The sequence below is a fragment of the Paraburkholderia sp. BL23I1N1 genome, assembly GCF_003610295.1.
Taxonomy (GTDB): Bacteria; Pseudomonadota; Gammaproteobacteria; order Burkholderiales; family Burkholderiaceae; genus Paraburkholderia.
The window spans coordinates 4561273-4574954 of sequence record NZ_RAPV01000001.1 but is presented as its reverse complement, the minus strand read 5'-3'; the positions used below and the strand labels follow the sequence as shown (position 1 = coordinate 4574954).

The window sequence follows — 13682 nt, the reverse complement described above, 5'->3', positions numbered from 1 at the left end:
TTCGTTCGGTTCGTTCAGCGTGTTCAGTTCGTTCGGTATCCAGATCGAATTCTGGCCGCGCACGGCCTTGCCCGATCAATCGGTTTGCATATGCTCGGAAATAGCGCGGGCCGTACGTAGCGTCCCGTCGATGAATTGGCTTTCGCGGCCGATGGCGCGCGTGGACGGCGCCATCAGCGTGATCGACGCGCTGCTCCCGGCGCCGCGTCCGTTACGATGAAATATTGGAGCGCTCACGCCCCACACGCCCGGATCGACTTCGCTGTCGCTGACGGCGTAGCCCTGAGCGCGAATCTGTTCGAGTTCGGCTTCGATCGCGGCACGGCCGGCGGGGTCGTTGTCGAACACGCTATCGAGTACTTCAGTACGGGCCTTGTCGGTCATGAACGCCAGCAGCGATTTCGCCGAAGCGCCCGCTTTCAGCGGCACGGCACGGCCTTTTTCGAACGAGCAGCGCAACGAGTGCTGGCTCTCGACCATTTCCAGGCACATCACCTGATGCTTGACCGCGACCACAAGGCCGATGCTTTCCTGCGACGCGCGCGCCAGTTGCTGCATTTCAGTACGGCTCGCTTCGACGAGCAGCGAATTCACATCGAAGCCAAGCGCAAGTTGCAGGCTGATCGGGCCCGGCGCGTAATGGCCCGCATTTTCAGCGACGAACCCCCAACGCTTGAGCAAAGCGATCTGCCGGTACAGCGTGCTTTGCGCGAGACCAGTGACGGCGAGCAGATCTTTGACCGACATGGCCTTGCCATGACTGGCGAGCGCCGCCAGCACCAGCAGCACCCGTTCAGCCCCTGTCACACTCTGTTCCGCGTTCACGATGAAAACTATCCACAATGAATAACGAAATCAGAATGCCAGAATATTCTCGGTTTGAAAAAAATGGATTCCCGCTGAATGGGAATAAGAAGCGAGGGTTTTCCCCGAAAGTGGGGTAAAAGAGCGTGCCGAAGCGCACGCGCGGCACGTCGAGCGATTTCGTCTGACCAGAAAGTGGCTTGCTGAAGGGTTAAAGCGCAAGCACGGTCACAGCGACTTCCACCCGATGCTCCCCGCCCCCCAGGATCGTCCCGCGCAGCAAGGACACGTCGCTGTAATCGCGCCCGATCGCGAGCGTCACGTGATCCGTATCGGCGAGCACGTCATTAGTGGGGTCGAGATCGATCCAGCCACTCGTCGGGCAATAGACGGACACCCACGCATGCGAGGCGTCCGCGCCGATCAAACGTGGCTGCCCAGGCGGCGGATCGTTGCGCAGATAACCGCTCACGTAGCGCGCCGGTAAGCCCAGCGAGCGCAAGCAGCCGATCATCACCTGCGCGAAGTCCTGGCATACCCCGCTCTTCAATTCGAAGGCGCGCTCGGCGGGCGTGTCGAACATCGTCGCCGACGGTTTGTACTCGAAGTCTTCGTGAATCCGGTGCATCAGATCGATCGCACCCGCCACGATCGGCATGCCGGGCGGAAAGCTCGGCAGCGCATAAGCGCGCAACGACGGCCGCGGCACGATGTTCGGCGATGCAAAGCGAAACTCCACCTCGGGCCGGAACTCGCCGCCGACCCAAAACCGCAACGCGTCCGCCGCGTCTTCCCAGGCCGGCGTTTCATCGGGGTCGAGGTCGGTCCAGCGCGGCAGGAGCGCCACCGTCGTTTCGCTAACGAGTTGCAGGCGCTCGTGCGGGGCGTCCAGCGCAAAGTACAGGACGTCGTTGCCGAATGCGTCGATACGGCTCGTTTGATAGGACGGCTCGGGCTCGATCTTTTCGGCGTGCGAGACCACGCGCTGCCACGCACAGACGATCGGCCGGATCGTCGCGAGATGCTGGGCGGTCTCCACATACGTGGAGTAGTGGTAGGTCGTGCGATGCGAGACGGACAACACGGTGGGTGCGTTCTTCATGACCACACCTGCGAAGCCACCGTACTGGCGTGACTGAAATAGCGCGCGCTGATTTCATGCGCCGCCGCGCCGACATGGCCGCCAATCTGATCGCATACTGCAATCAGGTCGGCATACGAATCGTTTTCGTCGACGGCGCACAGTGATTCGAGCGTCGGCAACGAATCGGCGTGCGGCATCAATTCTGCAAACGGGCGATGCCGCATGCTGCCCGCGGCCACGGCAATCTCGTCGAGCTTTTTACGCAGGCGCTCATAGACACCGTAGACGCCGCGCGGATTAGTGGGCTCGATCACCAGCAGATCGAGCAAAGCCGGCACTTCGAAACGGCCCGGATACAGCGAGCGATACGTCAGCGTGCTGTCGAACAATTGCAGCAGCAGATCGAACCCGGCCGGTGTCGCGAGCTGGCCATTATCGGCGACCACACGCAAGAACGACGTCATCGCCGACACGCGTTCGATATGCCGCCCGACGAATAGCAGACGCCACGCTTCGTCGCGTGTCATACGGTCGCCTTGCGCGCCGCTGATCGCCGACAATTGCACCGACAAACGTTCGAGCGCGTTCATCAGCGTCACGCGGTCATAACGGTCGTAGCGCTCACTGCGCTCGGCGCGGCCTAGACCATTCGCACTGCCCTGCGATTGCGATGCACCACCGGCGCTACCGTTGCCACTGCCATTGCCGTTAAAACCCGCGGCCGGCATCAAGGTCTGCAAAGCATCGCGGAAATCGTTGCGCGCCGCGAGAATCGTGCGCCAATGATCGTTCGACAACCGCCCACGCACTTCGCCATTCGCACGCGCCTGGTAGTTGAGGTTCTGGCCGATGCTCGCAGCGCCGGTGCTCTCGCTCAGATTCGCGACCAGCGCACGCTCGAATGCCTGCGGCGAATAGGGCGAGGACATGTCGCCGGACGGCACGAGACCGCACTGTATGGCGAGCTCGACCAGTGTGGGGAACATCGCATCGGCGTCGTTGCCTTCCAGCGAACCGAGAATCAGGCGCAACAGCCGCACATTGTTTTCGGCGCGTTCGCCATAACGTCCGGCCCAGAACAGATTTTCAGCCGCGCGGCTCGAGACGGTGCGATGCTTGCGCGCGAGGTCGGCGGGTTGCATCGGCGAAGGCAGCAGGGTGAAGGTCGACGTCGGCTGACTCGACAGCACCCACGTATCCACGCTGCTGCCGCCGTATTGCATCGACACCGTCGCCTGACGCTCGGCGGCCATTCGCGTGAAGCCGCCAGGCATCACATGCCAGCCGCCGTTGACGTCGGCAATCGCATAGACGCGCAGCACCGAAGGACGGCGGCCAATGGTGCCGTCTTCGTAACGTGGGGTGCAGGAAAAGCGCTGCGGCTGCTGGATCGTGTAGGTGTCGGGCATCGCTTCGATGCGCTCGCGCCATGTCGAAAGCCGCTGTCTGCCCTGCTCGATGCCAGGCGGCGCATCGCGTGGCGCGACCGGCCAGGTCGGCACAATGAACGCTTCGTCCAGACGCGTGAACGCGTGCTCGCGCGCCGCTTGTTCGCCACACCACCAGGTCGCCACGCTCGGCAGCACCAGGTCTTCGTCGAGCAACACTTCGGCAATGCCCGGCAAAAAGCCATGCAAGGCCGGCGATTCGACAAAGCCCGATCCCGGTACATTCGAGACGATCACATTGCCCGCGCGCATTACCTGCAACAGTCCCGGCACGCCGATGCTCGAATCCGCGCGCAGTTCGACCGGATCGCAGAAAGCATCGTCCAGACGGCGCAGCACGACATGCACGCGTTCGAGACCGGCGAGCGTCTTCAGATACAGCATGTCGTCGCGCACGGTCAGGTCTTTGCCTTCCACCAGCGTGACGCCGAGATAGCGCGCGAGAAACACGTGTTCGAAGTAAGTCTCGCTAAACGGCCCAGGTGTGAGCAACGCGATATGGAGCGCGCCGTCGGTCCCCGAACTGTCGGGCTGCATCGTGGCCTGTGCGGCCTGCACGAGCGTCGCGATCAGTTGCGAGTAAGTTGGCGCGAGACGGCTCACGTGCATCGCGCGGAACGGAACGGCGAACAGCGTCGACACGATCAGCCGGTTTTCCAGCGCATAACCGAGCCCGGAAGGCGCCTCGGTGCGATGCGCCATGACGGTCCATTCACCGCCTGGCGTACGCGCCAGATCGACGGCCACCACCTGCAGATATTGCTCGCCAGGCGGCGTGAAACCCTTCACGGAGCGCAGATAACCCGGATGCCCGAACACCAGCGCGGGCGGCAACTGCCCTCGCTCGAGCAAGGTCTGCGGCCCATAAATATCGGCGACGATGGCATTGAGCAGATGCGCGCGCTGCGTCACGCCCCGCTCGATATGCGCCCACTCGGCCTCGCTGATCAGCAATGGCAGCAGGTCGAGCGCCCACGGCCGCGGCTCGCCGTTATCCGCGTAGACGTTGTAGCTGATGTCGTTGTCGCGGATCTGCTGCGCGATCGACGCGTAGTGATCCTCCAGGCGCGCGATGCCGTCTTCGCCGAGCCGCTCGAAGAATTGCCGCCACGGTTCGCGCAACGCGCCAGAGGCGTCGCGTAACTCGTCCCAATGTCCTTCGTAGGCCGGCAACAGCCGCAATAAGGACGAAGCGTCCGCACGAGTCGCGGACGTTTCGAAAGGAAAAGTCGATTGAAAGGCCAAGGTCGTATCGTTTTTAAAAGGATGCTGCGGCTCTTCAGCCCACCAGGTTACCAGTAACGCAAGTCCAACGTGAACGGAAATTCCAGGCTGCGCTGCGGCATCCCGACCGTGAGCGGCCCCGGCGTATGGCCGGAGGCGAAGAAGCGCGAACGCCGTCGGCTTTCCGCCTCGTAGGCGTTGACCGGGAAGGTGTCATAGCTGCGCCCGCCCGGATGAGCGACATGATACTGGCATCCGCCGACCGAGCGGCCAGTCCATGTATCGACCAGATCGAAGGTCAGTGGCGCGTCCACACCGATGGTTGGATGCAGCGCCGACGGTTGCGACCAGGCGCGAAAGCGCACGCCGGCCACATATTCGCTGACGCGGCCGGTTGGTTGCAAGGGCAACGGCACGCCGTTCACGGTCAGCACGTGACGGTTGCCGTTCAACCCGAGCGCACGCACTTCGAGCCTTTCCACCGACGAATCCACGTAACGCACCGTGCCGCCCGGCGAGCCCTCCTCGCCCATCACGTGCCAGGGTTCGAGTGCATTGCGGATGGTCAGCGAAACGCCGTTCACCGTGGCCTCGCCAACCAGCGGGAAGCGGAATTCGAAGTGCGGCGCGAACCAGCTGCTCTCGAAGGCAAAGCCTGCCTGGTTGAGTTCGCCGAGCACGTCGTCGAAATCCATCTTCACGAAGGTGCCGAGCAGGAAGCGGTCATGCAGTTCCGTGCCCCAGCGCGTCAGCCGCTGCGTGTACGGCGTGTGCCAGAAGCGCGCCACCAGTGCGCGCAAGAGCAACTGCTGCACGAGACTCATGCGCGCATGCGGCGGCATTTCGAAACCGCGCAATTCGAGCAGGCCGAGGCGGCCGGTCGGACCATCGGGTGAATAGAGTTTGTCGATGCAGAACTCGGCACGGTGCGTGTTGCCGGTCACGTCGATCAGGATGTTGCGCAACGAGCGGTCGATCATCCACGCCGGCAGATTCGCGCCGCCGCGGCCGCCGAGCTGATCGATCTGCCGCTGCAATTCGCGGAACGCCACTTCGAGTTCGTACACCTGATCGTTGCGCGCCTCGTCCACGCGCGGCGCCTGACTCGTCGGCCCGATGAACAGCCCGGAAAACAGATATGACAGTGAAGGATGGTTGTGCCAATACGCGATCAGACTCGCGAGCAGATCGGGACGGCGCAGGAACGGACTATCGGCGGGCGTCGCACCGCCGAGCACGAAGTGATTGCCGCCGCCGGTTCCCGTATGCCGGCCGTCGGTCATGAACTTCTCGCTGCTCAGATAGCTCTCGGCCGCGGACTGATACAGATACTCCGTGTTGTCGACCAGTTGCTCCCAGCTCGAAGCCGGATGAATGTTCACCTCGATCACACCCGGGTCCGGCGTCACCTGCAGGACCTTCAGGCGCGCATCGCGCGGCGGCGGATAGCCTTCGAGCACCACCTGCATCCGCAATTCGGCGGCGGTGGCTTCAATTGCCGCGAGCAGGTCGAGATAGTCGTCGAGTTCGGTGAGCGGCGGCATGAACACATGCAGCAGCGAGCGGCCGCTGCCAAACGCTTCGGTTTCCGCCTTCGGACCGGCAGCCCGTTTCGGATCGCGCGCTTCGACGCAGATCGCCGTGCGCAACGTTTCTTTCGACGACTGCCCGCGTGCCGGCGCCTGGCCGTCTCCCGGCTGAGGCGCAAAGGCCAGCACGCCGCTGCCCGCCATGCCGCTCAGCAAATCTGCCGCTGACGACGACAAGGCCGCCGCGCGCCGCGCCTCGGTGGTGTCCAGGGTGCGGTGGACCTCGCCGTCGCCTTCGTATTGCATGCGCAATTGCGCGGCCGGACGCAACGGCACCGGCGGTGCGAACGGATCGTGCGCGTGCTGATACGGATAGTCTGTCTCCGAGACCCACGGCAGCGAATCGAGCGGCAGGCGATATCCCATCGGCGAATCGCCGGGAATCAGGAACATGCGTTCGTCGCGGAAGAACCAGCGGCCGCTGACCCACTTCGGCGCCTCGTTCGGCACGTCGCGTTCGCGCGCCAGCGGCAAGACATAACCGGTCGCGCCGCCCAGCCCCGCGTCGAACACGCGCCGCAAACGCACCCGCTCCAGTTCGTCGTCGAGGCGCGCGTCGAGCGGATCGACGTTGACCGGCAGACGGCGCTCGCGCCACAGGTAGTACCAGACGTCTTCGAAGCCGGGCTGGATGCAGTCCTTGTCGAGCTCGAGCTTCGCCGCCAGATGGGCGAGGAAACGCTGGGCGTCTTTTGCCGTGTACGTGCCCGGCTCGCGTTCGTCGGCGAATAGCGTGGGATCCTGCCAGCACGGCTCACCGTCGGCGCGCCAGTAGAGCGACATCGCCCAGCGCGGCAACTGTTCGCCCGGATACCACTTGCCCTGGCCGATATGCAGAAAGCCGTTCGCACCGTAGCGCGAGCGCAGCTTGTCCATCAGCGCGACCGCATAGCCGCGTTTGGTCGGGCCGAGCGCGTCGGTGTTCCATTCGGCGGCGTCGCGATCGCGCACCGACACGAAGGTCGGCTCGCCGCCCATCGTCAGGCGCACGTCCATCTCGGACAAGCGCTGGTCGACCTGCTCGCCCATTTTCAGCACGTCGTCCCATACCCCTTCGCTGAACGGCCTGGTGACGCGTGGCGTCTCCAGAACCCGTTCAATCGACATGGTGTGCTCGAACTCGACTTCGGATTCGTCGACCGCGCCGGAAATCGGCGCCGCGCTACCCGGCTCGGGGGTGCAGGCGACGGGGATATGGCCTTCTCCGGCGAGCAGGCCGGAGGTCGGATCGAAGCCGATCCAGCCCGCGCCCGGCAGGTACACCTCGCACCACGCGTGCAGGTCGGTGAAGTCGACTTCGGTGCCGCTCGGGCCGTCGATGGATTTGACGTCGGGCGCGAGTTGCAGCAGGTAGCCGGAAACAAAGCGCGCCGCCAGCCCCAATTGCCGGAGCGTCTCGACCAGCAGCCAGCCCGAATCGCGGCACGAACCCGCGGCGCTCACCAGCGTTTCCTCGGGCGTCTGCACCCCGGGCTCCATGCGGATCAGGTAGCGGATCTCGCGTTGCAGCCGCTGATTCAGCGCGACGAGGAAGTCCGCGGTGATCATCGGCGTCCGGTCGATACTCGCGACGAACTCGGCAAAGCGTGGCGTCATCGGCCGCTTGACGAGGTAGGGCGCGAGTTCCAGCAGCAAGCCAGGCGCATACTCGAACGGGAACTGTTCCGCCGACGGTTCGAGAAAGAAGTCGAACGGGTTATAGACGGCCATCTCGGCGACCAGATCCACGGTCACCTTGAATTCGCGCGTCTTCTCGGGAAACACCAGACGCGCCTGATAATTGGCGAACGCGTCCTGCTGCCAGTTGATAAAGTGTTCGGCCGGCTCGACCCGCATCGAATAGGACAGAATCGGGGTCCGGCAATGCGGCGCAGGCCGGAGGCGCACGACCTGGGGCGACAGCGTAACCAGCCTGTCGTAGCGGTAATGTGTGACGTGATTCAACGCGACGCGTATGGACACACCGGACTCCTGGACAAGGGATGGCAGCCCGCCAAAAAGCAAGCTTCATGCCGTTGATCGAAAAACCGCGTGAACTGCCTGTACCGCCCGGATGAGCGCCTGTTACGAAGTGTGCCGTGGCTGCCGACCGTCCGGTCGATCGATCAGCGCGCCTTTCCACCGCCTTTTCAACTGCCGCGCACCAAAGCGGCGCAGCGCCGATGCACGATCATGCACGTAATGTGCGTTAAACCAGTGACGTCTGGCAATTGCGGCATGAAGATTGCACGTCGTCTTCGCTCTTGCAAGCGCTTGAGGATGCGCGCGATCCCCGCTGGCCGGCGCTCGGTGGCCAGCCAGCCGACACATCGCCCCGCCAGCCGCTTCAGGATTGTCACCCACCACCCGGGCCCGATCGATGAGAACCTTCCACTGCAATCGCTGCTCGCAACTCGTGTTCTATGAAAACGTTCGATGCGAACGGTGCGAGTCATTGCTCGGGTATGTCCCTGACCTGGCCGAGATCAGCGCCTTCGAAGAAGCCGGCGAAGGGCGCTGGCGCAGCCTGCATCCGCGTGCCGAGGGGGCGCTATTCCGGCAGTGCCACAACTACGCGGTCGAAAACATCTGCAACTGGATGATCTCCGCCGACTCGTCCGACTCGCTGTGCCGCGCGTGCCAGCTCACCCGCACGATTCCGAATCTGGGCACACCGGATAACCGGCTCTACTGGTACCGGCTGGAGACGGCGAAACGGCGCCTCCTGTACACACTGGCCGCGCTCGGCCTCGACGTGCCGTCGCGCCAGACCGATCCCGCGTATGGCCTCGCATTCGAGTTCCTCGAAGACCGCCGCGACGGTTCGCCGGTCATGACCGGCCACGACAAAGGTCTCATCACCCTGAACATCGCCGAAGCCGACGACGCCTACCGCGAAAAAGTACGCAGCGCGATGGGCGAGCCCTACCGCACGCTGCTCGGCCACTTTCGCCACGAGACGGGCCACTACTACTTCAGCCAGTTGATCGAGAACGATCCGCGCTGGTTCGTGCCCTTTCGCAAGCTGTTCGGCGACGAACGCACCGACTATGGCGAGGCGCTGAAAGCCTACTATCGCAACGGCGCCCCGGCCGACTGGCAGGCCTCGACCATCAGCGCTTATGCGACGATGCATCCCATGGAAGATTGGGCCGAAACGTGGGCGCACTACCTGCTGATCGTCGACGTGCTGGATACCTCGACCTCGTATGGTCTCGCCTTGTTGCCCGACGACCCGAGCGAGCCGACGCTGACCGACCGCACGCCCGTGGAAGACGCGAGCTTCGGGAATCTGATGAAGCGCTGGTTTCCGCTCACGTATGCGTTGAACAGCCTGAACCGCAGTCTCGGCATGCCCGACGGTTATCCGTTCACGCTGGCCTCGCCGGTGGTGGACAAGCTGCGATTCGTGCATCGGGTGATTGCGGCAGCGGGCGATAAAACGCGGCTTCGATAACCCACCAAAAAGCCCGCTGCCGAATCAACCGGCAGCGGGCTTTCTTCCATCGGGAGCCAAACCTGGCTATCGCTCAATAAGCGATCTCAGTACGCCACATAAGGTCCCGCGCCGCCAGGCGTCGTTTGCTGCTCGACCGCGGCATACACGTTACGGCCGTAGAAGAACGGCAGGCCCCAGTCGAAAATCGACGAGGTCACAAACGCCGGACCCGCCAGCAGCGGCAAGGCCGAATCGCCGCCGTACGTCTGTGAAATCGACGTGGCATTGCCCACGCTGAAGTTCACCGTGCTCGTCGTGCCGTTCGCCCCCTGCATCATCGCGCTCAACGACTGGGTCGACACCGGGCAGTAGTACGCGTTATTCGGGCTCGCGCAGGCAGGCATCGCACTGGTCTGGAAGAACAGGCCCGTCGAGCCGCTGTCCAGAATACTGCTCGAATACGTCGTGCCGTTCTGCACCGTCGTGAAGGTGCCATTCGACGGACTCACCCCGATCACCTGCGCGCTGCCGAGCGAATTGTTGGTCTGCGTGCCGATGCCGAACACCAGTTGCCCGGTGACCGACTGCGCGCCGCCCGACACCATGGGCAGGCTCAGCATGGAGCCGTTGTTGTCCGTGGCGAAGTACGGAATCGGATTGGCGACCTGCAGCGCCTCGGCAAGCGGAATCGACGTGCACGCCGTGCCGTTGCAACCGTAGTACGTACCGGCCACGGCCTTCTGCACGCAGTTCGCGCCGCAGTCGTGCTTGAACACGCCGATGCCCAGAATGCCATTGGCCTGCAACGAGCCCGGCGTGTTGCGCGATGCGCCGAAGCTCGCGCAATCGGACGGCAACGAAGCGTAGTTCGGGTCGATCACCTGTATCGGCAGCGAGGCCGCTTTTTCACCGGCGATCTGCAGGTCGGCGAGCTTCACCGAGCCCCACGTGTAGCCGTCGAAGAACTGCATGCATTCGGCAACCAGATTGCCCGAGGCGTCCTTCTGTTGCGGCAGCGCCGTCGAAGCAGGCAATTGCGAGGCAAACACGCGCACGCCCCACGAACCGGTATCCACCAGGATGTGATCGATGGTTTGGCATTGGCTGGTGCCCGGCGCGCAAATCGTGATGCTGACGAATGGCATGTTCGGCACGTTGCTCACGCCGGAGTCGACCGCCACGCGCACGGCGTTGGCGGCCACCACTTGCGGCGAGGGCGACGTATTGGTGACGGTGGGACCGGCAGACAAGCTCGTCGTGCTGCCGGAATTCGCCGAGGAGCCGGAGCCGCCGCCGCCGCAGGCACTAACGAGCAACGCGAGCAGCGCCGCGCACAACAAGGTCACGAACGAAGACGTATGACGCATGATTCGCTCCGTTATTGAATGACGCCGACATCGACGCCCGCGGGCACCGCTGGCGGCAGATAGGCGTGGCCGGCAAACGCGCGCAGATGCCCGCCGGAGTACACGACCAGATCGCTGTTGGACACCGCGAGCGGCGTGCCACGGCGCGTCGCAGTGGCCGCGACGTATTGGTCGAACGACGTGCCCAGCATGGATTTCAGATCCGGCAGCGTCGGGCCTTCCCAGGCGACACCGAAGACGATGCCGTTAGGCGCGACGTACTCGCGCACCAGCGTGCCGGACGGCATCGTAATCAGGTGTACCGAATACGCGCTTTGCGTAGTGGCCGTGTGAGCAACTGCATGAAGGCGCGTCTGATCGCTGTCGACAGTGCTGACGTTCTGGCCGAGCGTGGCATGCGCGGCAAACGACAGCGCGCAGCTTGCCCCGAGCATTGCGCGAGCAATGCTGATAGAGAGCATCGGTTTCAAGAGATTTCCTTCGAGGTGAAACGCTCGTGACTGGCGAGCGAGCCGATCACGAACGGGAATCCAGGGGCGCACTCCTGACCGGTGGTGCCGGTATTGCGTTCACACCGGTTGGGTTGCGTGAATGCGTCTACGGAGTGGCGGCGCGAAACTTTAGCCGTCGAAAAGTGGCGTGGCAATCGTTTGCGGAACGATTTAAACCTTATACGGGCGTTCGATCGTTTGAACCTGTTTGACAATTGAGGACAGGATCACCAAGGGGCGGCGCTTCTGCGCATTTTTTTCCGATACACCCTGTTTAAAGCGAACCCACTGATGAAATAACGGGGCCACAGCAGAAAAATTTCAATGCGCGTCGCATGTGGGGCGCAATGTAAGCACACGCTGAATAATTCGCGCCGGCCGGCCTATTTCATCTGATATTTGCGGCGCGGGAAGGCCGCTTTTGTGTGAAGAGAAAATCGCGGCATAAGCACGATTCGAGGGGCAAAAAAATGCCGCGAATAACCAGATGGTCATTCACGGCACCGGGTGCTTCTTTACGACTTTCTTGCTAATTCATCGTCACTTCCGCGAACCGCTTCAAATCCCGATCGAGCGATTCGACGCGACTGCGTCCGTTACTTTTTCTGCTGCTGCAAGAGCGATTTAAGCTCCTGTACATTTTCTTCTACGCGTTTTGCGATTACCGCATACGACTCCGCCTGCGTCTGATACGCAGCTTGTGCCAACTGCTGCATATCGGCAAGCGACTTATGCAGGCTTTGCTGGATCAGTTCGGCGGCTTTCGCCGGAGGCGCGGCGCTGCCGGCCGACAATTGCCCGGTGAGCGACTGCAATTCGCCCAGCGTGGTCCGCAACATCTCGGTCTGTTTCTGCGCGAGCGACTGCATGCCCTGGAATGCCATCTGATTCGCCTGAACCAGTGCTTCCATGTCCTTGCGCCGTGCTTCCATGATGGCAGGTACGTCGAAGCCGGGGAGCTTGAACTGCTCCAGCATTTTGGTGAAATCGCCAAACGGATTGGCGGCGTCAGGTCGGTCCATGCGAAATCCTCCTTAACGGTTGAATTCTCGCCCGCGGTGCATCGCCGCGAAGGGTTTCTCCGGCATATGCACCCGTGGCGTTGCGTGTGCCGCGCCTCCCGCTGAAGCTTGCTGCATCTGGGGTCGGACGGCACATTGCTTCAATCATGCGCTATCCGGCCACATTGCGCCAGCGGGCACACCCTGGCGTCGGCCGTCTTCTTACTGAAACTTTTTGCGGGTTCGGCCACGCGGTATGCAAGGCCCGGTAAGTTACATGACAGCTTCGGTAATCCTACGAAACGACCGGTCGACTATCGTTGCCAATGTGCTGGCGCACTGTCGCGCCGGCACTGTCTCGATGGGAGCGAGATCATGAAAAAAGGATGGGTGAGCGCGGCGCTGGCCGCCATTTTGACCGTGGCCGCGACGGGCGCGTTGGCACAGGAAGCGGCAGCGCCGCTGCCCGCATCGGCTCACGCGCGCGAAGAACCGCAGCGCGGCGACCGGCCGCCGGGACCGCACGGGCAGCACGGACCGAATGGACCGATCGGTCCCGGTTTCGCCGTGGTCAACGATCTGGAACAGTTGCGCCGCCTCTATGCAATGAGCGGGCGTGAAGGCGAGATAGTGGCCGTGTATCACGAGGTGTTGAACAAGACGCAAGATCCGATGCTGCGCCACTACGTGTACGACTCGCTGGCCCGCGAGCAGTTGAAGCCGGCCAATACCGACGCGGCCATTGCCACGTTGCGCACCAGTCTGTCGGAAGACCTCGTTGCGGTGAACAAGCCGCCGCGCGGCATGCCGGCAGGCATACAACCGTCTGCGCAACCGCAGTAAAACGGGCCGGACTACGTCACCGGATTGTCACGCGTTCGAAGGCCGCACGGGAGAGCGTGACTACCGCGCGCCCCGTGCAATTCCAGCAATGCGTCCCGCCGAAAAATGGGTTGGAAGCGCTTCCGCCAAAAAAGCAGCGCACCCGTTCGGCACGCTGCGTTAGCTGTCGCACATAGCCGCTGCTCTGCCCACTTTTCATCTTCCTTCAGTTGATTAGGATAAGAGCTCCGAAACGCTCGTGCCTGGTGAACAATGCGCTATCCAATCAACGTGGCCGTCGCCGCCGCCCTGCTCGTCCTCGTTCTGTTCTGCATCATCAGGCTCGTCCTGAACTGACGCCCTCGCCGTCGCTCTCATCCCATGCCGAAGCCCCCGCCGCCGCCTGTTTCGCCGTGACATAGCGCGAAATAATT

9 protein-coding genes are annotated in these 13682 nt (G+C 63.0%); 2 read left to right on the top strand and 7 right to left on the bottom strand.

Annotated elements, in window-relative coordinates:
• Nucleotides 1–75 precede the first annotated feature (75 nt).
• The 4 genes from B0G76_RS21380 to B0G76_RS21365 all read right to left on the bottom strand — a co-directional run bounded on the left by B0G76_RS21380 (nucleotide 76) and on the right by B0G76_RS21365 (nucleotide 8111).
• Complete coding sequence (locus B0G76_RS21380; RefSeq protein WP_120294318.1) at nucleotides 76–825, bottom strand: IclR family transcriptional regulator; 750 nt, start codon at nucleotides 823–825, stop codon at nucleotides 76–78.
• A gap of 190 nt (nucleotides 826–1015) precedes the next feature.
• Complete coding sequence (locus B0G76_RS21375; RefSeq protein WP_120294317.1) at nucleotides 1016–1906, bottom strand: transglutaminase family protein; 891 nt, start codon at nucleotides 1904–1906, stop codon at nucleotides 1016–1018.
• Entirely contained in the window at nucleotides 1903–4581 is a 2679-nt protein-coding gene (locus tag B0G76_RS21370) for a circularly permuted type 2 ATP-grasp protein (protein ID WP_120294316.1), read from the bottom strand. The genes B0G76_RS21375 and B0G76_RS21370 overlap by 4 nt, the downstream gene beginning before the upstream one ends.
• 47 nt (nucleotides 4582–4628) lie before the next feature.
• Nucleotides 4629–8111: a DUF2126 domain-containing protein gene (locus tag B0G76_RS21365; protein WP_120294315.1), complete on the bottom strand. Its 3483-nt coding sequence runs from the start codon at nucleotides 8109–8111 to the stop codon at nucleotides 4629–4631.
• 397 nt (nucleotides 8112–8508) lie between these two features.
• Between B0G76_RS21365 and B0G76_RS21360 the strand changes: the two genes are divergently transcribed.
• Nucleotides 8509–9585, top strand: coding sequence for a putative zinc-binding metallopeptidase (locus tag B0G76_RS21360; protein ID WP_120294314.1), 1077 nt, complete (start codon nucleotides 8509–8511; stop codon nucleotides 9583–9585).
• A gap of 86 nt (nucleotides 9586–9671) precedes the next feature.
• Here B0G76_RS21360 and B0G76_RS21355 read toward each other — a convergent pair whose 3' ends face one another.
• The 3 genes from B0G76_RS21355 to phaP all read right to left on the bottom strand — a co-directional run bounded on the left by B0G76_RS21355 (nucleotide 9672) and on the right by phaP (nucleotide 12447).
• Nucleotides 9672–10934 carry a DUF3443 domain-containing protein gene (locus tag B0G76_RS21355; RefSeq protein WP_120294313.1) on the bottom strand — a complete coding sequence of 421 codons (1263 nt, stop codon included), beginning with the start codon at nucleotides 10932–10934 and terminating at the stop codon, nucleotides 9672–9674.
• Between the two features lie 11 nt (nucleotides 10935–10945).
• Entirely contained in the window at nucleotides 10946–11395 is a 450-nt protein-coding gene (locus tag B0G76_RS21350; RefSeq protein ID WP_120294312.1) for a DUF2844 domain-containing protein, read from the bottom strand.
• Nucleotides 11396–12021: 626 nt separating this feature from the next.
• Nucleotides 12022–12447, bottom strand: a complete 426-nt coding sequence (phaP, locus tag B0G76_RS21345; RefSeq protein WP_120294311.1) for a phasin family protein — start codon at nucleotides 12445–12447, stop codon at nucleotides 12022–12024.
• Between the two features lie 354 nt (nucleotides 12448–12801).
• On the opposite strand from phaP, the gene B0G76_RS21340 reads away from it, so the two are divergent.
• Nucleotides 12802–13269 carry a hypothetical protein gene (locus B0G76_RS21340; protein WP_120294310.1) on the top strand — a complete coding sequence of 156 codons (468 nt, stop codon included), beginning with the start codon at nucleotides 12802–12804 and terminating at the stop codon, nucleotides 13267–13269.
• The last annotated feature ends 413 nt before the right edge of the window (nucleotides 13270–13682 follow it).